Below are 23,087 nucleotides of genomic sequence, written 5' to 3' on the forward strand. Positions count from 1 at the left end.
TCGCCTTCAATAGGTCATCTATGACAGAATAGATAGTAACTATTTCATTTAACATATTTCCCTCCTAATTTTCTGTCTGGAGGGATTTTATTGTTTTTATACCCCTATGTCATCTTTCTTGGTATGTAACTAGCAACTTGAGTTATTAGGGATTGAAACAAGATCCCAGATCACCAACGACAACCTAAGCTAGAATTGCAATTCAACAAAATCCCTATTAGGGATTGAAACGCAACACCTTCTAGAGGTCGATATAACTGGCAAAATTGCAATTCAACAAAATCCCTATTAGGGATTGAAAGGTTTTTTGCTTAGTTAAATGCTCAGTTGTAGGACGATATTGCAATTAATCATAATCCTCATTAAGGATGGTTGTAAAATATACCTCTGTTTGAGTACCAAGTGCATCCTTACGATTACTGCCAGTATTAACGATGACGTTATACAAATTAATCTTTGGTAGTGAGGATGCAACAGAAAGATAAATTTTGTCATTGATGATTATTTTGCCCGAAGAAATTTGTTTGATCTTTTTGATAGGCTCAACATCAACATCTCCATTGCGGTAGCAAAGTCTGCCAAAGGCTAAAGCTGTTGCTTGTGGAGGGACTTCAAGCAAATAAAAATAATCAGGACGCAACCATTCTTTCCAATTATTATCACCACCTTGGCCAATATATTGAATTGATGATTGGCGCACTTTTGACCAAGTGATAAAAGAAAGTGCTTTTGGAAAAATGATTACTTTTAGTTCTCTAGCGCTATTAAGAGTAACTCTTTTAGTAAATGTCCCTTCACGTAAGGCAATTCCATTAATATCATAATTATTAACTTTGACTTGAGTAAGAGGTTTAGCAGTTACACAAAACTTAGCTAGTTTATTATCTGGTTGTTGAAATCTAACCAAGATGATAATACATATCAAAGTTAAACAAATGGGAATAAATACTTTGAAAAGTCGATGAATATTTATCAAATCAATTAAATTGATTGATGGCTTTTTGCTTTTATAACATAGATTTTTTAAAGCATTACCAAACTACCTTCTGCTTCTTCTTCAAGTTCATAACCATGAGCCAGTTTTTCAATTGCTTGGTCAATCATTGCCAAACCTTGATCTACTTTTTCAACTAAACTTAGCTGTCCTCGAAGTTCGGCAGCACCAACGAAACCCTTAGCATACCAAGTCATGTGCTTACGGGCTTGACGTACACCGCGATCGCCTTTATATTCCCACAAGGCTTGTAAATGATCTCTTGCACATTCCAAGCGCTGAATCGGGGTAGGTTTCGGTAATATTTCCCCAGTTTTCAGGAAGTGATCAATTTCTCCCACCAAAAACGGATAACCCAAAGTCCCACGGGAACACATAACGCCATCAGCGCCAGTTTGTTCTAAACATCTCACCGCCGCTTCAACGGAAAAAATATCTCCATTCGCAATCACTGGGATAGAAAGCACTTCTTTTACACGGGTAATCCATTCCCAACGAGCATTGCCATTGTATCCTTGGGCGCGGGTACGTCCATGTACCGTAATCATTTTTGCCCCGGCATCTTCCATCCGCTTGGCAAAGTCGAGAATAGTAATTTCGTTGTCATTCCAGCCAATACGGGTTTTTACTGTCACAGGGACATCAACAGCTTTTACAACTTCCCGCACAATTGCTTCTGCTATTTCTGGTTGGCGCAACAACGAAGAACCGCCACCATTTTTAGTGATTTTATTTACCGGACAACCCATATTAATATCAACAGTATCAGCACCTTCGGCAACTGCCTTGATTGCTGCTTCTGCCAGGAAATCTGGACGACAGTCAAATAGTTGAACGCTAATTGGGCGTTCGTTGGGATCTACCTCCATGATTTTGGGTAACTGCTTGACATAATGCAACCCGGTAGCATTCACCATTTCGGTATACATCATCGAATCTGGGGCATAGCGACGCACCAGACGGCGAAACACCATATCTGTAACCCCAGATAGAGGCGACTGGAGAACCCGACTTTTTACCTCGAAGGAGCCAATTTTGAGGGGTTGGGAGAGTCTAGCTTGGAGAATGGGAGAGAGCGAAATCATAGAAAAAATTAAAAATTGTGCGGATCAAAAATAACAAGAATATGTAGGGATGCCTATGATAAACGATACAGCGAATTTAAATTTAGTGAGATACACAAGCTAAGTCTCAAAGCCAGGTATAAAGCCTGTTTCACTTCTCTTAGCGCAGCGTGGCGTAGCCCATTCTGACTCCTGAATTCTGAATTCTGCTGTAATTGTAGGTTACGTATCCTGACTTGGAGGCTGTTTTTGCATTTCTTGCTGAATCTCTTCTAGACTCAAACCTAACTCTCTCGCTGTTTCTTCAAAACTCAATCCCAATCTCAACAACAAAGGTATCATTCTCAGCTTTTCTTCACGCGCTCCTTCTTGTCTACCTTCTTGTCTACCTTCTTGTTTGCCCTCTTGCTTGCCTTCTTGCTTGCCTTCTTGCTTACCTTCTTGATAAACTCGTGTTTTTTTCAAATCACTTAACCCAAACATACCTTCAATTTCCTCTCGACTCATTGCCGGAAACTTATAAACCAAAATTGTCTCTATCAATTCTAGTAACTGCCGTCGTTGTGGTTCAATGTTAATTTCTTGCTGGGTTCTGTCTATTAACTGCCTAGCAGATTTAATTGCTGTATCCTCTTCATCGACTACTAACTTCATAGTAGCAATTCCAACTGGCAGTGATGCTGTTTCACCTAATTCATTAAGATAAATGCGACTGATGCGCTGGCTAGTGAAAAATTCGCTGTAATTCTTGATATCTGCTGTATCTAGACTGCGATTGGGATAAATAACTACTCCTCGCCAAGAATTTTTAGGTTTATTTTGGCGTAAGTATAAAGAAACTTCTGAAAATAGGCGTGAATAAATTTCTGTGTCGGTTTGAAATTGGACTTCAACAAAGTAAATCGGATTTTCTTCTCCTTGGGTTGGGAGAAAAACACCATCTATACGAAAGGCAGTTTGCTTGATTTCAATTGAGGAGAATTGATAAGTCTCTGCGGTTTGGGGTGGATTACCAATTAATTCAAAAAAGATGCTAGGAAGTTCTTGAAAAAGGCGATAAAAAATGCTGTCAGTTTTCACGCTTGATGTATTGCGGTGATTTAATCCGTTAGATTTTACCGTGAAATAGCTAGCAACAGATTTTGTTTAATTAGATTTAAGAAAATTGGGGGCGATTTCAGTTATATATATGTTGTGTCAATTTCTAGCTAGTGTACTACGCCACTCTTTCAATATAAAACTAGACCACAGCAAAAAAACTATCAGTAACAGTCCCATAACTCCATCGAGCCAAATTAGGCTATGCATTTTCAAAGACATGGGAGCAACCATCGGGAAGAGATAATGGACTGGACTGGAGATACTAGTGATTGAGTATAAGCCTAATAAAAAGTACGCTAACCAAAACATGCCTTTGGTGTAAAACCAATATCCCAATATTCCTACTATAGTCATTACAATTACAGTACTAATTACTCCAACAGAAGTAAACCAGGTTGGGCCAGGATATCGACTCAAAAATAATGCATTATCTATGTAGTGTAGCCAAGTAGAAATGAGGTTGAGTATGATGATACCTAGCAGAATTGTCTGGCGAAAATTAGAAGTATTAATCATGATCTAAATATCAATTAAAATGCTTAACAATTTATTAAGCCGACTGCGGGAAGCAATCGGCTTAATAAATTCATGATAATTTCGTTGCAATTTAAATTTAGCCGTGACTTGCACCTTGAGGGGGACGCGAGACAACCTTTTTGGCTAAACCCAAAGTCTGCAAAACTAGGATGCTCCACCAAGTAACATCAATTTCCCACCAAGACAACCCAGATTTCGCCATGTGGGGATAAGTATGATGGTTGTTGTGCCATCCTTCTCCGTATGTTACGAGGGATACCCACCAAAGATTACGAGCGCCATCATTGGCATCAAAGGTGCGATAACCCCACAGGTGTGATGCTGAGTTTACAAACCAGGTTGAGTGCCAAAGCAAGACACACCTGAGAAACACTCCGTAGAACACAAAGGGCCATCCTCCCAGGGCATAAAGCAGCAGCGCGAAGGGGATTTGCAACAGCAGGAAGTAGCGATCTAGCCAGCAATAAAATGGCTGTCTTGCTAAGTCAGGGGCATATTTTTTATAGGTGTCATAGTCAAAAAATTCTGGGCGTGGGTAGAAAATCCATAGTATATGGCTCCACCAAAATCCTCTTTGAGCAGAATAGGGGTCTAAATTGATGTCTTCTGTGTGGGCGTGGTGTTGGCGGTGTCCACCTACCCAAAAAATTGGCCCGCCTTGCAAAGCCAGCGCTCCTATGAGGGCGATCGCATACTCTAACCACTTAGGAACCTGGAAACTCCGATGGCTCAGTAGTCGGTGATATCCCAGGCAAATACCAATGCTCCCGAATAACCAGTGGAGAAACACTAGCAAACCTAATGCTGACCAGGAGAAAAACCAAGGAGACAGAAGTGCTAATGCATGAAATGCAGCAAAAAATACTACATTCGTCCATCTGAGTTGAGGTGAGTTGCCTCTCTCAGGGGCGATCGCCCCAAAATTTGCGGTCATAAAAATTCCTGTTGATGGATGATGAAGCGATTTGCTTTTTCTCGGATGCCCTCCCACAAGGGATTTACCCGCCCTGTATACTAGTTTGTTACAGTAGAGTAAAGCAAGTACCACTTACATTTGTTATGCTAGCAGAACTATGATATCCGTGCAAGTGCCACTTGCATTTTTCTATGTCATCTCACCTCCTTTCTACTCGTCAACGCCTGATTCAAGCTGCTCTTGAGTTGTTTTCTGCTCACGGAGTCAGCGCCACTACAACCCGCCAAATTGCTGAAAAAGCCGAAGTCAACGAAGTAACTTTATTTCGGAATTTTGGCAACAAGCACGGACTGCTTTTGGCTGTGCTGGAAGAGTCCGCAGCCTTCAAGGATTTAGGTGAGTCGCTAGTGCGACGAGCAACGCCTCCGGGCAATGTTTACCAAGCTCTTAAGGATTATGCAAGTGACACTTTACATGCATTAGAGCGAGTGCCAGAGTTCGTCCGGTCTGTGGTGGGTGAAGCCGACCAATTTCCGGCAGAAAATCGCCGCGCCCTAGGCAGGGGAGTAACAGAGGCAAACCGTTATGTAGCTCAGTATTTAGCTACTGTAATCCAGCAAGGACACCTAAATACTTATTTACCCGCAGAAAAATTAGCCAGTTTGCTGAATGGCATGATTTTGGGATATGCCGTAATTGAGTTCACTAGCGAATTTCACGAACTTTGGGATGATCGCGACGATTTTCTGGAAAATTTGGTGGAGTTGTTTTTAAATGGAGCCATGTCATCTTCAGCAGAATTAGCAACAAACTGCTTACAAGGAGGCTTGATCACCACAGAAGTAGCTGATTTGCCTGCTAGTTTAGTTCACGAAATTCTGCAACAGTCCAGAAAATTGGGAATGCGAGATTATGCTTTAGCTTATGTATTATTTGGGGCTGGGTTATCCGCCACAGAAATAATTAGCTTGCAGCGATCGCACCAAATCTACGATACTCAAGGGCACTTCCTACAAATCACAATTCCCGGATTTGTCCGTCAAGTACCTGTGAATCAATGGATTTTGGGCAAACGCTACGGCTCTTTTACTAATAATCCTTTAATAAAATGGCTGAAAAGTCGTAAAGATGCTCAAACAGCCATGTTTTTGAATGAAACAGGCACACCCATCTCACAATCAGAGCTTGAGACACGTTGGCAAGTATGGAGTGAGGGATTGTTAACTCCCCAAGGAAAAGCGCCAGCTTTAGCTCAAGCACAACAAACCTGGCGTGTAGAAATGTTAATGCGGGGGATCACCTTGGAAAACCTGAGTATTTTAACAGGTTGCGATCGCTCCCAATTACAACCCTATGTCCGCCGAGCTAAAGAAAAAGCAGCCTTAGAGCAAGCAACCCATTTGGATCATAAGCCGGGATAGGTTTTTCAGGACCAGGGGAAGCAGGAGAAGATGAACTATTGATTATTGACCAATGCCCAATGCCCCATGCCCAATCCCCAATTAATTCAACGGCTCCACAATAGCTCTTAAACCTTTGCTAGAAAGTGTTTTAAGCATTTCTTTAGCGTTATATTCACTGTTAAATACTCCTGCTTGCATAACTTTTTGACCTTGCCAAACTGTGGGAAACGCATCAGGAGCAAGGAATCGCACTAAATCTTGATCTCTCTCAGTTGCTAGTGGCACTACCACGCGATAACGTATACCGAATTGTGTCGCAGTGTTACCGCCATAAGGAATACTTGCAGAACTTGTTCGCATATTGCGAGTCTTGCTAATAGGGATATTGTGACTAGGAAGTGGTAAAAGTGCTGAAGCTCCTGGGGCAGAAGTTTCTAGTATTGGTAATGACTGCTGTGCAACTGGATTGGATGGGTACTCAGGGGCAGTAAACTCAATCGTATTAGGATCAATCCGTACATAATTTAACTGTCGTGTGTCAGACTGCGGTGCTGGACTGGAATTTGCAACTCTTGAAGTATTAGTTGGTGTTTGTCTACCTGACAAGCTGCTAGGAGTAGGAAAACCCGCGACTCCAGAGGTGGGGAGTTGTTGATTGGATCTAGGTGTGGGAACTGATATATTGGCTGGCGCTAATGGCAGCATTTGACTGTTTAATTGTGTAGAAACAGAATTATTTGCTGAAATGCTGTTGCTGCTTTGCCCATTGGTAGTTTCAGAGATTTCGGGAGCCGAGAAAGTGATTTCTCCAGTTGGTGGTATTTCTCGTAAGACGTTGTTGGGAGCGGGTTGAGAATTTTGGGTTGCTATTGCTGTTGTACCATTAATATCTACTTTGCCAGTGATGCGATCGCTCACAAGGTTGTTACCAGCAGCAACAATTACCTGTTTAGCAGCGCTAGCGTTAATGTCGTAGCGGCCATTATTTTGAAATTGATTACCCCCAGGTTCCGATGCACTACCCAAATCTGGAATTGATTGAGCGATCGCAACTAAACCATCTTCTTTATTATCTTGAATAGAATTATTCCGCAAAATCGGGCGGGCATTTGCTTGCACTACAATTCCCGATCTATTGTTTTGAATTTGATTGCCGATGACTACAGGTGTGGCATTTTGAGCAATATTAATCCCAAAACCCGTTTGGTGAAAGATATTTTCCTTCACTTGGGGACTGGAGTTACCGGAAATTGTGATCCCATTGGCTCCATTGCGATCGAAGTAATTCTTGGTAATGGTGGGTGCAGCATTACCACTGACGGAAATCCCATCTTGAGTATTGCCAGTAAATGTATTTTCTGTGACTACTGGATTGCTAGATTCAATCCATAAACCGTAACCACGGGGGTTAGAGTTTGTCACCGTTACCCCAGTGAGTAAAGCTTGATTTGCTCCAACAATTGTGACATTTTGACCGGCAAAGCTCCGACTCAGATAATCACCGCCTCCCTGAATGATAATATCCTTACCTTGATTGCTAGGGTTGCCTTGAATTGAAATACCCGGTTTGAGCATTAAGGGAAATTCCTCTCCTGTCTCGGCGCTATAAGTGCCCGTGGAGAGGATAATTACAGTATTGGCGTTAGCTAATCGCAACGCTTGAGTAATCGTTTTCACAGGAGCGGATTCGCTGCCATTACCTGCGCTGTCATCTCCAATACTAGGGTTGACAAATAGCACATTAACTTGAGAGGGTGCTGTTTCACCAGAAGGCATAGAATCTGGTGTCGATGGTATTTGAGCGATGCCTTCTCTACGAGAGGCTTTGCCAACGGCGAGCTCTGCTAACGCACTACCCAAGCTTGTACCCAGGAACGCCATACTTGCCGCTCCCACACTTACGGTAAAATATAATACTGAAGTGCTAAAAAATAAAAGCCTTGCTGATTTTAGAAACTTAAGCTTTGCAAGCATAATATCTACTCTACGGTACTTAGGAACCACACGATAGTGAATCATCTTTAACACGACTCCTTAGAAGTATCAATAAATTTTTATACTCTTAGAGAGTATTATGTCGATAATATTACTCACAATATTGACCGATTGGCGATTTTTAATACAGAGTAATAAATTACAGTAAATTCAGCAATTATGAGTCAGAATATTGGCGCTGTCACGATTTCTATTATTATTCCAGTACTCAATGAAGCGGAAAATATCAAAGAAGCAATATCTACGACAGCCTTCTCTACAAAATGCGACGCCAACGCAACTACCCAACCCAGTACAAATATAGAAGTGATTGTTGTCGATGCTGGCTCAGAGGATGACACTGTGGAAATTGCTCAGTTATTAGGTGTTAAAGTTATCTTGTCATCTCCCGGTCGTGCTGCTCAAATGAATGCGGGTGCTGTTGCAGCTAGCGGTGATATTCTGCTATTTCTTCATGCAGATACACGTTTGCCGACTGGATTTGATGAGATGATTTGTACAGCACTACAACATTCGGGGACTGTGGCTGGTGCATTTAACTTGCGAATTGATGCGTCACTTTTAAGTTTACGATGGGTGGAGTGGGGAGTAAAAATGCGATCGCATTTTTGGCAAATGCCTTATGGCGACCAAGCAATTTTTTTAACAAAAGACGTATTTCAGCAAATTGGTGGCTTTCCTGAATTGCCCATCATGGAAGACTTTGAACTCATACGCCAGTTAAAACACATTGGACGCATTGTAATTATCCCCACACCAGTTGTCACCTCAGCCCGTAGATGGTTGCAAAAGGGAGTATTCAAAACTACCCTACTTAATCAAATAGTAATTGTTGCTTATTTACTCGGCGTTTCACCTGAGCAAATTCGTAGCTGGTATCGCCGAGAAAAATTTAAGAGGCTTTAAGCTGTTTCTCATGTGGGTAGCATATCTTAGGGGCATTGGATTTGAGGGTAAGTTTCAAAGTTGAGCCTCGGAAGGTCAACGTCGAGCCTCAGAAGGTCAACGTCGAGCCTCAGAAGGTCAACATCGAGCCTCGAAAGGTCAACATTGAGCCTCAGAAGGTCAACATCGAGCCTCAGAAGGTCAAACTTATAAAAATGAGAAAGCGCGTATTAGATTCTAAACTCAAATTACTGCTGCTAAGTTGCCTGATTGTCACTCTAATAATTGCCGCTAAACAGTTAAATATTCAGGGACTTTTACAAACCTCAGTCATTTGGGTTGAGAGTCTTGGAATGTTAGGGCCTATCGCTTACATAGTCATTTATAACTTGGCAACATTACTGTTTGTACCGGGTTCCCTACTAACGCTCAAAGGTGGTTGTCTGTTTGGAGTATTTTGGGGATCAATATATGTGCTAATTGCTGCAATAGTCGGAGCAACCTTAGCTTTTATCATTGGACGCTACCTTTCACGAGATTGGGTTTCTCGACAAATGGACAAACATCCTAAATTTAAAGCGATTGATTTAGCAGTTGCCAAAGAAGGATGGAAAATTGTCTTTTTGACTCGTCTCTGTCCCATTTTTCCCTTCAATTTATTAAATTATGCTTTTGGAGTTACACAGGTTTCTCTCAAAGACTACATATTAGGTTCCTTTGGTATTATTCCCGGTACTGTGATGTACGTTTATATTGGTTCTTTAGCTGGGAATCTTGCCATGATTAACACGTCTCATCAACCAATTACTCCAGAAACTCAAGTTTGGCAATGGATAATGCAAGTAGTTGGGTTGATTGCTACTGTTGCGGTGACTGTGTATATCACAAAAATTGCTCAGAAAGCATTAGCTCAAAGTATAGCAATAGAAGAAATAACAACTCATGACAAAATTAACAATCATTCAGATATTTAAAAGTATTGATGTCAGAAACTTGCAGAAGTTTTTTAGCCTAAGTATATTAACATTGCTGATATTGGCGAGTGCTTTCTCATTAAACACAGAACCAGCTTTAGCACAAGAATCTGCAAATCCAAATTCTTTTAATCCTCAAGCAATTTTACGCGATGCCTTGCAGTGGATTGATAGCCTGGGTGCGGTGGGAGCCTTAGCTTTTATTGCCCTTTATATTATCGCTACCGTTGCTTTTTTTCCAGGTTCTATTCTCACCTTGGGTTCTGGTGTAATTTTTGGTGCAATTTGGGGTTCTCTCTATGTATTTATTGGTGCAACCCTTGGCGCTACAGCTGCTTTTCTTGTGGGACGTTATTTAGCAAGGGGTTGGGTTGCTCGAAAAATCGCAGATAACAAAAAATTTGCCGCTATTGACCAAGCGGTAGGTAAAGAAGGATTAAAAATTGTCCTGTTAACGCGACTGTCCCCTATATTTCCTTTCAATTTGCTGAACTATGCTTTTGGTATCACAGGAGTTTCACTTCAAGATTACTTCATCGGTTCTGTAGGCATGATTCCTGGAACTATTATGTACGTTTATATTGGTTCTCTTGCAGGTAATCTGGCCATGATTGGCACTGAGGCTCAACCTAGCAACCCGACTTTACAATGGGTGATTCGCATTTTAGGTTTGATTGCGACGGTCGCCGTTACAGTTTATGTCACCCGGATTGCACGCAAAGCTTTAGAAGAAGAATTGTAAGGTAGTACCACTTGTACACACAAGTTGAATTACCCCCCTTAGTCCCCCCTTTCCAAGGCTACGGTGTACACACAAGTCGTATCACCCCCCTTAATCCCCCCTTATAAAGGGGGGAAATGAGATTTCCGGTTCCCTCCCCTTCACAAGGGGAGGGTTAGGGTGGGGTAAAACGCTGGTTAATCAGCTATCTAAGACTTATATATACACCGTGGTGGGGTGGGGTTCTTGTAGCTCACTCAATCGAGAACCGCCATAAACAAGCATAAAAAATGCAAGACTGAACTGCCTAAATTAATCGGGATTCTTAATTTTAAAAGAGGTTTTGCCAATGACCAATTCAGATTTAGAGAGAGTCACAGTTCGCCCAATTGACGAGTATAACCAAAAGTTGGTGTCTTACGTCCATCCGCCAAATTGGGTTAATCCTCAACCTGCCGATGTTTACGACTTGGTAGTAATTGGGGCTGGTACGGCGGGATTAGTAGTGGCGGCGGGGGCGGCGGGTCTGGATTTGGGTTTAAAAGTGGCGTTAATTGAAAAGCATCTCATGGGTGGAGATTGCTTAAATGTTGGTTGTGTACCATCTAAAACTATTATTCGGTCTGCCCGTATCGTTGGTGAAATTTGGGATGCTAAAGACTTGGGAGTTAATATTCCCCAACATAATATAGATGTTGATTTTCCTAAAGTCATGGCCAGGATGCGACGGGTAAGGGCCGATATCAGCCATAATGACTCGGCGGAACGGTTTCAAAACTTGGGTGTTGATGTATTTTTAGGTAATGGTCGATTTGCAAGTAAAAATACTGTGGAAGTTGGCGACAAAACTCTACGGTTTAAAAAAGCTGTAATTGCGACTGGTGCAAGAGCTGCACAACTGTCGATTCCAGGAATTGAAAAGGCGGGTTATCTAACGAATGAGACAGTTTTTTCCCTGATTCAACGACCGGAACATTTGGCGGTGATTGGCGGTGGCCCCATTGGTTGCGAATTGGCGCAAGCTTTCCGGCGTTTGGGTTCTGAGGTGGTACTTTTCCATAGCGGTTCTCATCTTCTAAATAAAGAAGACAGTGAAGCTGCTGAAATTCTCCAAAAGGTTTTGATTAACGAAGGAATTCGCGTAGTTCTCAATTCCAAGTTAGAAGAAGTGGTAACTGTCACTGAGGGGAAACGGCTTTACTTTTCTTCCAATGGTTATCGAGATTCGGTGACAGTAGATGAAATTTTAGTCGGTGCGGGGCGATCGCCAAATGTAGAAAATCTAAATTTAGAAGCAGTGGGTGTAGAATACGACAAGCGCCAAGGTGTGAAGGTAAATGATTACCTCCAAACAACCAATCCCAAAATTTATGCGGCTGGCGATATCTGCATGAACTGGAAGTTTACCCATGCTGCTGATGCCGCCGCGCGGATTGTGATTAAGAATACGCTGTTTTCTCCCTTTGGCTTAGGACGCTCGAAACTCAGTAGTTTGGTGATGCCTTGGGTAACTTATACTGACCCAGAAATTGCCCATGTAGGGATGTATGAACATGAGGCGCAGAAATTGGGTATTGAGGTGACAACAATTAAGATAGCTTTTAATAGTGTAGACCGAGCGATCGCAGATGGTGAAGAGTTAGGATTTCTCAAAATCCACCATAAAAAGGGGTCTGATGAAATTCTTGGTGCAACTATTGTCGCCAGTCACGCAGGTGAGATGATATCAGAAGTGACTACGGCAATGGTGAATAAAATCGGTTTGAGTAAGTTAAGCAGTGTAATTCATCCTTATCCCACTCAAGCCGAAGCCATTAAAAAAGCAGCTGATGCTTATCGCCGAACACTCCTGACATCAAATACCAAAAAATTGCTGGGATTTTTAACAAAGTTATCTTGAGCAAAATCAGTGAACAGTTAGACAACTGTTCACTGATAATTTTTAACTGTTATCTAAACAGATCGGAAGCGATTAATCTTGCCTCCTGTCAAGTCTGCGTAGTAGACATTGCCATCGTCTCCAGTGGTCAATTGTGTAGGCACTCCTAAATTAGGTCTGTCTGCTGAGGAAGCAAAGCGACGAACTGAGACAAGCTTGCCCTGACTATCAAATTTCAAAGCATCGATAGTTCCTTGACTGAAATCGCCAACTAATAAAGTATCTTGATAGATCGAGGGGAAAGTATTACCTGTGTAAAAGTCACCCAGAACAATCGAATTAGGCCCAGAATGCTTGTAAGTATAAGCTGGTGCTGTTACAGTTTTGCCACTACTATAGAAGTCTTTCGCAGCATCTAGGTTAGCATAGCTTGGTTGTTTCAGGTTGATGATATTGTTATTTGCATCCAGCCCACCTTCATAAAACGGCCAGCCAAAGTTAGCTCCTGGTTTTCCGATATTGACCTCTTCGTAAGAAACAAAGCCAACATCACCAATTACAGGGTTATTGGTGTCTTTATCAATTGTGAAACGGAAGGGGTTACGCAAACCTAAGTTGTAAACTTTAGAACGATTGCTATCGGCATCACCGTTGTAGAAAGGATTACTTGATAAGCCTTTACCAGTAATAGGATCAATCCGCAGGATTTTACCAGACAGATTATCGATATCCTGGACGCGATCTGCTCGTGGATCTACGCCATTGTAGGAAGTGCCATCGCCTATGCTGACAAACAGGGAACCATCGGTGCCAAATCGCACAGAACCAACTGAGTGAGATTCACTATCGGTGGCTATAAAATCCGGGATATTTTCGACTTTATCGAGATTATTGAGATAATCTTGCAAGCTAGTAAAAGGCTTACCTGTATCTTTGTTGAGAATTCCTGATGGTGCGTAGCCAAGTGAGACATTTGTGCTGTTGCCATCGGGACGAATAATATTATCCCAAGTGCTATTCTTACCTAGCAGCACAACTTCGCTGCCAGCAATGGCAGTAGTGTAATTAGTGTTGGGGTTAGCTGTTACCCGAATTAGCCGTCCAGCCCGATTCCCATTCTGATCGGGATTGTCTAATGTGCTATTGGGATTGTTCTTAGAATTGGTTGTACTGGTTTCTGCTGGATCGTAGGTAAACAACAAGTAAACGTAGTTGTTGCCGGTTGGACTTTTGCCAAAATCTGGATGTACAGCAATGCCTAAAAGACCGCGATCGCGTGTATCATTTACCTGTCCAGAAATATTGATAAATGGTGTTGACAATAATGTGCCGTTGTTCAAGACTCGCACTACCCCATTTTTCTGGGCAATGAACATCTGCTTCTGGTCAGATGTCCAGTCAAAAGCTGTAGGTTGAGTTAAACCAGAAGCTACTGTATCTAAAGCAAAGTTACCAGGGTCATTATCAACAATAGTGATAGTTGTTTGTTGAGTAGCTAGCTGTAACCCAACTGGATTACTGAACCTCAAATTAAATGTTTCATTTGGTTCCCCAACATTGTCATTAACAATGGGGATCACAATGTTTTTAGTGGTTTCTCCCGCTGCAAAACTCAAGGTTCCAGATACAGTCTGGTAGTCAGATCCAGCTTTTGCAGTCCCATCCACGGTTATGTAGTCCAGACGAGCAGTCCCCACACCGCTATCCCGTGTAACTGTCACTCTCGCAGAACCATCATCCTCGTTAACTACTGGCTGAGTGAAGTTGAGGCCACCAACGCGATCGTTATCTTGAATCGTAATTCCGAGAGTTCTTTGGAGTCCCAGTGTTGCTCCCTCTGCCTGATCAATGACAAAACTAAAGGTTTCATTTGTTTCTGCCAGAGAATCGTCATTGATCGGAATGGATACTTGTCTGCTACTTTGTCCCGGTGCAAAAATAATTGTTCCAGCTGTTTCGACGCCTTCACTTCCGTAGTCCGATCCTGCTGTAGCAGTGTTAGCTACGGTGGCATACTTAACTGAAGATGTGCTGCTTAAATCACCACTTCTAAGCAGAGTGATGGTGACACTACCATCACCTTCGTTCACAGTTGTGGAAGATGATCCTAATGTGATGGTGGTCTGAAGTTCTGGTGAATACAGCTGAGACTGAGGAATAATTTCCTTGGCTTGAGAAGTACTTGACCAAGAAAGTCGAGAAACGGCATCGTATGTCTTATCGTAGTATTCGAGTTTAATATCATACTTTTGACCAGCAACCAGTGCGATCGCGCCACTGTGTTCTGTGGCTGATTGATCGACAAACTTGTTGATGATTTGTTGACCATTTACCCACAGTCGCACACCATCATCAGTAGTGGTGTAGAAATTGTAAGTTTCGCTGTACTTGGCTTCTACCTGACCTGTCCAACGCACTGAGAAGGTATCTGCACCGACGGACGGATCTGGAGAACCATTGCCCCAGTTAAAGTTAACTGTTGCATCTGTGCGAGTTTGCTTCAGGTTGGTGAAGTCGATGTTGTCATAGTACTCTCCTTTGAGTCCGTTGCCATTACCAACTACAGGAGGTACGTTGACATTACTATACAGTTGGGACTGAGGAATAATTTCCTTGGCTTGAGAAGTGCTTGACCAAGAAAGTCGAGAAACGGCATCGTATGTCTTATCGTAGTATTCGAGTTTAATATCATACTTTTGACCAGCAACCAGTGCGATCGCGCCACTGTGTTCTGTGGCTGATTGATCGACAAACTTGTTGATGATTTGTTGACCATTTACCCACAGTCGCACACCATCATCAGTAGTGGTGTAGAAATTGTAAGTTTCGCTGTACTTGGCTTGCACCTGACCTGTCCAACGCGCTGAGAAGGTATCTACACCTACGGACGGGTCTGGAGAACCATTGCCCCAGTTAAAGTTAACTGTTGCATCTGTGCGAGTTTGCTTCAGGTTGGTGAAGTCGATGTTGTCATAGTACTCTCCTTTGAGTCCGTTGCCATTACCAACTACAGGAGGTACGTTGACACTACTATACAGTTGGGACTGAGGAATAATTTCTTTTGCTTGAGAAGTACTTGACCAAGATAGTTGGGAAACAGCTTCGTATGTCTTATCGTAATATTCGAGTTTAATATCATACTTTTGACCAGCAACCAGTGCGATCGCGCCACTGTGTTCTGTGGCTGATTGATCGACAAACTTGTTGATGATTTGTTGACCATTTACCCACAGTCGCACACCATCATCAGTAGTGGTGTAAAAATTGTAAGTTTCGCTGTACTTGGCTTCTACCTGACCTGTCCAACGCGCTGAGAAGGTATCTACACCTACGGACGGGTCTGGAGAACCATTGCCCCAGTTAAAGTTAACTGTTGCATCTGTGCGAGTTTTCTTCAGGTTGGTGAAGTCGATGTTGTCGTAGTACTCTGCTTTTAGCCCATCTCCCTGAGAGAGGGCGCTAGCACTAGCCCTAGCAGCAATATTGCTGGGTTGTGACTGATTCTCTAAAGCAGATGGTTGAGCAACAATTGTTGGATTTAGAGATGTTGACAGTTGTTGATTCTGTTCATTCATTGAGATATATGCCTCACAATAGAGCTAAAACTAATGCCATGATCAATACTTTTGGATTAGTTTTATGTTTAATGTTTTCAACAAAAAATGCGTAATAATCGTAGCTCAAGTATGTTGATAACCAAATCATTATTTACCTATCAACATATTCTTAATTAAGACTGATACTATTTCGTTCACTTGCTGATGCAAAGCAAGCTATTAATGCATGATACTTTTGTTGTGCTATTTGTATCAACATTAAAGTAGTATGGCGTAATGTTATGCCTTCCTATCTTTTCTCTAAAAAAAAATATAAAAAACGTGTATTATATCGAAATGCTAGAGATTAATTTAAAAAAGTATTAGTCCTGATTAATGTTTGTTTTGTTCAGACAAATTTTTGAGTTTAATTTATAGTTTCTTCCTCCAGCAATAATTGCCTTCTGAACTCAACTGACTTTTACTGAGCCTGTGTTACCTTGAGCTTGTCTTTGGTGCAGCCTCTCGTAGAGAAGGATCGAAATTGCGATCGCCCAAGTCCTCCTGCCTTCACTGATAAAAAATCACAAATCACCATTTTCGACAGCTTCTAATTTCTCTGATGTGCAGGTGTATGAAGGTGAGGCAAAACAGCACACATCGGAGTATATAGATACTTAAGTATCTCTAAGTTGCAATAGTACACATTTCGTTTAGGTACTGTTTTTAGGTTAATCAATTACATATTTGACACTAGATCACGATGTTATGTCTATCTTTTTTGTGTAACTTTGTCTAAATATTCATATTGATATATATATTGTTAAAGGAATATGAAAGTTTTGATGAACTTTAAATAAAAATTGCCAACATACAGGATAATCCCATGTTTTTTCTCCGCATAGATATTAATTATATGAAAATTGTATAAAGAAGCCTTTTGATATTTAAAGATTTGACAAAGTAGGATTTATCTATTCTTTATCTTGACTGTCAATAGGTAAGTATTCATTTAAGGTGGGAAACACAATCAACGAACTTTGGGGGTTTGAGTCCTCAGCAAGATAGGCAGCACGTTTTGTGTCGGGATTAAATCCCCGTTACAAAACATAATTGCGTTAGCGTAGCGGTAGCGAGTCCGCGAGCGTCATTGCGAATTGTTTTAATACGGTTCGGTTAAAGGGAAAGAACTATCCAGCAAATTGCTATGCGGCAACTTCACTGAACGCAAGGACTTATCAGCGTTTGAAACCCTACTCTTTCGTTCATTTACAAAAGTTTTTAATTGACTCCAAGTCGGAAAAATTACAAGTTTGACGTTGCACATTCCCACTTTCCCCTAGACTAGGGGCAGCAACCTTGTTCAAACTGGCTGAGGAAAGTGGATTTTGACTGAGACAAACAATTTAAACTCTACCATCCAGAATGTCTCACGCAGGGAATTGCGAGATTTAGTGCGGACTCAGCTGCAAATGCTCCTGGAAGCAGGAGACTTGCAGGGAGCAAAAGCTATTCTCGTACCTGTGCAGCCTGCGGATATTGCCGAGGCGATTGAGGGTTTACCAGAAGCGATGCACGCTTTGGCTTTTCGCTTGCTTTCTAAGGATGAAGCGATCGAGGTTTATGAATATCTTGACTACAGTGTTCAAGAACGGTTAATCGAGGAACTTAAAAGCCAGGAAGTCCGCGATATTGTCGATCAAATGTCGTCGGATGACCGGGCTAGATTATTTGATGAATTACCAGCAAAAGTCGTTAATCGTCTGCTAGAGCAACTAAGTCCAACGGAACGCCAAGCTACAGCCCAACTATTAGGTTATGAAGCTGATACTGCTGGGCGAATCATGACGCTAGAGTTAATTTCATTGAAAGAAAACTTTACAGTATCTCAAGCTCTAGAGCGAATTCGCAACTTAGCTAATGCCAGTGAGATGATTTATTATCTTTATGTCATGGATGCAGCAAGGCGCTTAACGGGGATTGTATCGTTGCGGGAATTGGTCACATCTCAGCCTGAGCAGATTATTGGCGAAATTATGACCCGTGATGTGATATTTGTCCACACTGATACAGACCAAGAAGAAGTTGCCAGATTAATCCAAAGATATGACTTTCTGGCTGTGCCTGTGGTAGATCGAGAACAGCGTCTAGTAGGTATTGTCACCGTAGATGATGTGATTGATATTTTGCAACAAGAAACCACCGAAGATATCTATGCCTTGGGTGGTGGTGTGCAGTCGGGGGGCGACAACTATTTTCAGATGAATTTACTGGAAATTGCTCGGAAGCGGGTTGTATGGTTATTGGTCTTACTTGTAACCAATACCATTACAGGTACAATTATTAAGTCACAAGAAGACCTTTTAGCGAAAGTGGTGACACTGACAGCATTTATCCCCTTGCTGACTGGGACTGGTGGTAATGTCGGCGCTCAATCTTCCACAGTGGTGATTCGTGGGATGAACACTGATGAGATCCGATCGCTTGGCGCATTGCAGGTAATTGGCCGAGAGGCGATCGCAGGGGCATTATTGGGAGGAATGTTAGGTACGATCGCTACTGTCTGGGCTTATTTTCTGCAAGGACGATTAGAAGTAGCGATCGCAGTCGGCACTAGTTTGGTAGCTATTTCTCTTTTAGCTTCTATCTCCGGTTCAGCACTGCCGTTTCTATTTCGCTACCTCCGTTTAGATCCGGCATTAATGTCAGCACCATTCATCACCACAGCAGTTGATGTAATAGGTGTTTTGATTTACTTCAATTTAGCGCGGGTAATTTTAAAGTTATGAAAAGAGTCATTTGTTATTAGTCATTTGTCATTAGTCATTAGTGAAGAACAAAGTACAAATGACTAATGACTAATTTTTACAATTCTGATGCTGTCTCTGGAGCAACAATTTCGCCAGTACCCAATTCTAATATCAAGTCTTGATCAGTAATCAATCCGCTAAGTTCTTTGACTTGTAAATTCATTTCTTCACAAGCTTGTCTGAGTTCTTGTGCAAATTTGTTGAGGTCTTGACCATAGCCACATTGATAAGCAGCAGTTTCAATTCCTTGCTTGGCATTTGCTCTAGCACAATCTACTAGTTCTGTGCCATACAGTGGTGTAGGAGATGCCATAGACTTAATTATTACTTCTTAAATGTACACTGCTAGATAGAGTATCAATATTTCAACATTAACTCATCCCTCCAATGGAAGACCATTAGGGTAGAGTCATTGGTCATTAGTCATTGGTCATTGGTCATTGGTCATTAGTCTTTTGTCCAAAGTAAATAACCAATGATTAATACTTCTCTACGAGAGGCCACGCTAACGGCAAGCTCAGTACAAATAACAAATGACAAATGACAAAGGACTAACTTTTTTTTACTTACCCATTAACAACTTCTCCACCATTGACGTGTAACACTTGTCCAGAGACATAAGAACCATCATCAGAGGCTAAATATACATAGCTAGGAGCAACTTCTTCTGGTTGTCCGGCTCGTTGCATTGGTACTTGTTTCCCAAAAGTTTCTACTTTCTCTTCAGGAAAAGTTGAGGGAATTAAAGGTGTCCAAATTGGCCCTGGCGCAACAGCATTAACGCGAATTCCTTTTGACACCAAATTTTGTGACAAGGAGCGAGTAAAGGCAACGATCGCACCTTTTGTAGAGGAATAATCTAGTAGTTGTGGATTACCTTTATAAGCTGTTACCGATGTGGTATTGATGATAGAACTACCTGCTTGTAAATGTTTGAGTGCAGCTTTAGTCATAAAAAACATCGAGAATATATTAGTGCGAAAAGTTCGCTCTAGTTGTTTTTCAGTAATTTCCTCGATACTTTCTTTCGGATGTTGTTCGGCGGCGTTGTTGATGAGAACATCGAGTTTTCCAAACTCATCAACTGTTTGCTGGATTGCTTGCTGACAAAAGGTTTCATCACCAATATCACCTGCAATGGTGACTGCACGACGCCCTTGTTTTTCTACCAAATGTTTTGTTTCTTTGGCATCGTCGTGTTCATTCAGGTAAAGGATCGCCACATCTGCACCTTCTTTAGCAAATGCGATCGCTACAGCACGACCAATACCACTATCTGCCCCTGTAATTAATGCTACTTTATCTTGTAACTTGCCACTACCCCGATACTGAGCATCATCTGCTTTAGGTTTTGGTGTCATTTCTGATTCAACACCTGGTACTTCTTGTTGCTGTGGTGGTTGTAATTTTTGCTCTTTTTTCTCTTTTTGCTCTTTTGATTTAGCCATAGTTTTTCTCTTGGTAATTGAAGTTTGAATGTAGTTAAGTATTGGGAATTTGGGTTAGGTAACAGGTGAAAGTTAACAGGTGATCGGAAATAATCTGTACTTTATTTTCCATCCTCATCAAAAGCAAACCTTGGATCAAAAATTTAACCCAAGGTTTATTTTCTGCCTTGACTCTCACTTGCCATTTGTAACTTTAGGCTTTCATACCTCGGATGCTTGTCAAAGGTACTTATTGCTGGTAAATTTATGCTGATTAGATTTTTTATCCTCACACCTCACCTGATTACCGAAAACAAGTACACAACGATTACGTGATGAAAAAATTATTATTTTCATCTGCTTTTAAGGTAACTATTATGTAGCTGTAGTTTATCGCCCCATAGAGGTAAAGTAATTTAGAATTTGCTCAATCTTAAGACAGAAAATAATTTAAATAAAATGTACTCAATTAGCTAATATATGATCTCTTGTATCTTAAGAATTGTGCTATTACCGCTATTTTAAAATAAATGTTTCTACTTTCTCATTTTGTAATTGCAAAAATACCTAATTTATGAAGTCAATTTCCGTTAATATTAATATTTATTGAGTTTTATATCTGTATAGCTGCTTTTTTGCAGACTAAATTTATTACAAAAGCACTTGATAAACTAATAGGCCAAAAGTCTGTGTGGTGCGCTACATTGAGATTATTAGAGGGTAGGGGTTATGGCAACACTAAATATTTCTGAGTTAGAGCAAGTTGAAAAGTTTCGCCACTTACAATTAACCCTACGCGATCGCTGGAAAACAAGTGAGCTATTTGACAATAGTGAAGCGGATATTTTAATTATTCCCTCCTTGAGTCTCGACCAACGCGAACTCCAAAAGATCGAAGGCTGTGAGCATTATGAGGAAAGATTACTATTTTCCTTAATTCGGTTGCGGAATCCCCGAACTCGGCTGGTTTATGTAACCTCAGTACCGCTGCATCCTAGTATCATTGATTATTATCTGCAACTGTTGCCAGGAATTCCCTTTTCTCATGCCCGCAATCGCTTGCTGCTACTTTCTACTTACGATTCCTCTCTTAAGCCTCTTAGCCAAAAGATTTTAGAACGCCCCCGACTGCTAGAAAGGATTCATCAATCTTTGAGGCTAGACAAATCATTTATGATCTGCTACAACTCTTCGCACTGGGAAGGCGAATTGTCTTTAAAATTAGGTGTACCACTGTATGCTGCTGCACCAGATTTACAGATTTGGGGGACAAAAAGTGGCAGTCGGCAAATCTTCGCCGAAAGTGGAGTATCTCATCCAGATGGTAGCGAAAAAGTTTGGAACCACGAAGATTTGGCAGAAGCTACCAGTGATTTGTGGGAACGTCAACCGACATTAAAGCGGGTAGTAGTAAAACTCAACGAAGGCATTTCTGGAGAGGGAAATGCATTGGTGGATTTTAGACCGATTGAGAATTTAGCACCAGGAATCGGTACTCATGCCCAAAGGGTAGCAGCAATTAGCGATCGCTTCTCAACAATGCGCTTTCAAGCCAAACAAGAAACTTGGGATAATTTTTCGGGAAGAATCCCGGAATTAGGGGCAATTGTCGAAGCTTTTGTGGAAGGTGAAATTAAGCGATCGCCCAGTGTCCAAGGACGGATTACACCCACTGGCGAAGTCGAAATCCTTTCAACCCACGACCAAATTCTGGGAGGCCCAGACGGTCAGATTTATCTTGGTTGTAGCTTTCCCGCTGATGAAAGATATCGATTGCAATTACAGCAATTGGGACTGCAAGTTGGCAGAAAATTAGCAGAAAAAGGTACTTTAGAGCGATTTGGTGTAGATTTTATCGCCGTTGACAAGGGTAACGGAGAGTGGGATATTCAGGCGATCGAAATTAACCTGCGTAAAGGCGGTACAACTCATCCATTCATGACCCTGAAATTATTAACGAACGGCCGCTATGACCTTTCCACGGGTTTATTTTATAGTCAGCAAGGTCGTCCAAAATACTATATTGCCACTGACAACCTGCAAAAAGAGCGATATCAGGGATTATTACCTAATGATTTGATGGATATCATCGCTCACCACAGACTACACTTCGATAGCGGTACTGAGACGGGTACAGTGTTTCATCTGATGGGTTGCCTTTCGCAGTTTGGCAAGTTGGGATTAACCAGCATCGGTGATTCCCCGCAACAAGCACAAGATATTTATAACAGAGTTGTGAAAGTTCTGGATGAAGAAACCCGCAGCGAAAATCATGATTTCTCGGCGTTTTCAGATTATTCCTTTCCCGTGGTTTGGGATGAGCATAGTTAAGAATAGGGAGATTGTATTTTGTCGGTTGCTATGGTATGGTTTATACCAACAAATGCACCATGAAAATTAAATAAGTAGATACTTTTTACACGCAACCTAATATTTTAGTTTCCTGAAGCCATTGTGTTAAGAAGTGTAAACTGAGGGGGTCGTGCAATGGCTGAAAAGCTTATTGTTTCGTAGACCCCCTCAGATAACTTGCTGTATAAAGGTTTGAGCTACTTGAAGACTATAATTATTGTCAATAATTGTGGTTTGTTGACAGGTAAAATAGACCTCCCTCAGTCTTGCAGTTATGTAAGCCTTATTTGGTAAGCTTTCTGTAAGGGTAGGGTTTTAAATCTCTTACCCCTCACGGGGATGGAAACAATACTCCCCTGTGGGCAGTTTGCTTAGGAGGTAATACGTTTTAAATCTCTTACCCCTCACGGGGATGGAAACAGAACTAAATAAATCCCCCTCCATGACCAGTAAAAAATGTTTTAAATCTCTTACCCCTCACGGGGATGGGTGC

16 protein-coding genes are annotated in these 23,087 nt (G+C 41.5%); 7 read left to right on the top strand and 9 right to left on the bottom strand.

The features are described from left to right. Positions 1 to 346: 346 nt before the first annotated feature. The 5 genes from A4S05_RS36160 to A4S05_RS36180 form a co-directional block, all read right to left on the bottom strand. On the bottom strand, positions 347 to 907 hold the full coding sequence (locus tag A4S05_RS36160) for a hypothetical protein (RefSeq protein ID WP_256091387.1): 561 nt from the start codon (positions 905 to 907) through the stop codon (positions 347 to 349). 116 nt (positions 908 to 1,023) lie between these two features. After that, positions 1,024 to 2,079 (bottom strand): tRNA dihydrouridine synthase DusB, encoded by a 1,056-nt coding sequence (gene dusB, locus A4S05_RS36165; RefSeq protein ID WP_069074573.1) that lies wholly within the window; start codon positions 2,077 to 2,079, stop codon positions 1,024 to 1,026. Positions 2,080 to 2,280: 201 nt separating this feature from the next. Continuing rightward, entirely contained in the window at positions 2,281 to 3,138 is an 858-nt protein-coding gene (locus A4S05_RS36170) for an Rpn family recombination-promoting nuclease/putative transposase (protein WP_069074574.1), read from the bottom strand. A gap of 117 nt (positions 3,139 to 3,255) precedes the next feature. Beyond that, positions 3,256 to 3,675, bottom strand: coding sequence for a hypothetical protein (locus A4S05_RS36175; protein ID WP_069074575.1), 420 nt, complete (start codon positions 3,673 to 3,675; stop codon positions 3,256 to 3,258). A gap of 97 nt (positions 3,676 to 3,772) precedes the next feature. After that, on the bottom strand, positions 3,773 to 4,630 hold the full coding sequence (locus A4S05_RS36180) for an acyl-CoA desaturase (protein ID WP_069074576.1): 858 nt from the start codon (positions 4,628 to 4,630) through the stop codon (positions 3,773 to 3,775). A 173-nt stretch (positions 4,631 to 4,803) separates the two neighbouring features. Between A4S05_RS36180 and A4S05_RS36185 the strand changes: the two genes are divergently transcribed. Then, positions 4,804 to 6,033 (top strand): TetR family transcriptional regulator, encoded by a 1,230-nt coding sequence (locus A4S05_RS36185; RefSeq protein ID WP_069074577.1) that lies wholly within the window; start codon positions 4,804 to 4,806, stop codon positions 6,031 to 6,033. An 81-nt stretch (positions 6,034 to 6,114) separates the two neighbouring features. Here the strand turns inward: A4S05_RS36185 and A4S05_RS36190 are convergent, their stop codons facing one another. Beyond that, a complete protein-coding gene (locus A4S05_RS36190) occupies positions 6,115 to 8,034 on the bottom strand; it encodes a DUF1565 domain-containing protein (RefSeq protein ID WP_069074578.1) in 1,920 nt (639 codons plus the stop codon). A 135-nt stretch (positions 8,035 to 8,169) separates the two neighbouring features. On the opposite strand from A4S05_RS36190, the gene A4S05_RS36195 reads away from it, so the two are divergent. From A4S05_RS36195 to A4S05_RS36210, 4 genes are all read left to right on the top strand, one after another. Further along, positions 8,170 to 8,916, top strand: a complete 747-nt coding sequence (locus tag A4S05_RS36195) for a TIGR04283 family arsenosugar biosynthesis glycosyltransferase (RefSeq protein WP_069074579.1) — start codon at positions 8,170 to 8,172, stop codon at positions 8,914 to 8,916. 194 nt (positions 8,917 to 9,110) lie between these two features. After that, entirely contained in the window at positions 9,111 to 9,869 is a 759-nt protein-coding gene (locus A4S05_RS36200; RefSeq protein ID WP_069074580.1) for a TVP38/TMEM64 family protein, read from the top strand. Next, positions 9,838 to 10,611: a TVP38/TMEM64 family protein gene (locus A4S05_RS36205; RefSeq protein ID WP_084227389.1), complete on the top strand. Its 774-nt coding sequence runs from the start codon at positions 9,838 to 9,840 to the stop codon at positions 10,609 to 10,611. The genes A4S05_RS36200 and A4S05_RS36205 overlap by 32 nt, the downstream gene beginning before the upstream one ends. A 328-nt stretch (positions 10,612 to 10,939) precedes the next feature. Continuing rightward, a complete protein-coding gene (locus A4S05_RS36210) occupies positions 10,940 to 12,490 on the top strand; it encodes a mercuric reductase (protein ID WP_069074581.1) in 1,551 nt (516 codons plus the stop codon). Between the two features lie 53 nt (positions 12,491 to 12,543). On the opposite strand, the gene A4S05_RS36215 is transcribed toward A4S05_RS36210, so the two are convergent. Next, on the bottom strand, positions 12,544 to 16,044 hold the full coding sequence (locus tag A4S05_RS36215; protein WP_069074582.1) for a PA14 domain-containing protein: 3,501 nt from the start codon (positions 16,042 to 16,044) through the stop codon (positions 12,544 to 12,546). Between the two features lie 1,349 nt (positions 16,045 to 17,393). Here A4S05_RS36215 and mgtE point away from each other — a divergent pair. Then, entirely contained in the window at positions 17,394 to 18,794 is a 1,401-nt protein-coding gene (mgtE, locus tag A4S05_RS36220; protein WP_069074583.1) for a magnesium transporter, read from the top strand. 76 nt (positions 18,795 to 18,870) lie between these two features. On the opposite strand, the gene A4S05_RS36225 is transcribed toward mgtE, so the two are convergent. Next, the gene (locus A4S05_RS36225) at positions 18,871 to 19,128 is read right to left on the bottom strand and encodes a hypothetical protein (protein ID WP_069074584.1); all 258 of its coding nucleotides are present in this window, start codon (positions 19,126 to 19,128) and stop codon (positions 18,871 to 18,873) included. A 253-nt stretch (positions 19,129 to 19,381) separates the two neighbouring features. Beyond that, positions 19,382 to 20,263 (bottom strand): SDR family oxidoreductase, encoded by an 882-nt coding sequence (locus A4S05_RS36230; RefSeq protein ID WP_069074585.1) that lies wholly within the window; start codon positions 20,261 to 20,263, stop codon positions 19,382 to 19,384. Between the two features lie 708 nt (positions 20,264 to 20,971). Between A4S05_RS36230 and A4S05_RS36235 the strand changes: the two genes are divergently transcribed. Continuing rightward, positions 20,972 to 22,573 (top strand): peptide ligase PGM1-related protein, encoded by a 1,602-nt coding sequence (locus tag A4S05_RS36235; RefSeq protein WP_069074586.1) that lies wholly within the window; start codon positions 20,972 to 20,974, stop codon positions 22,571 to 22,573. The last annotated feature ends 514 nt before the right edge of the window (positions 22,574 to 23,087 follow it).

This window comes from Nostoc sp. KVJ20 (genome assembly GCF_001712795.1).
Classification (GTDB): domain Bacteria; phylum Cyanobacteriota; class Cyanobacteriia; order Cyanobacteriales; family Nostocaceae; genus Nostoc.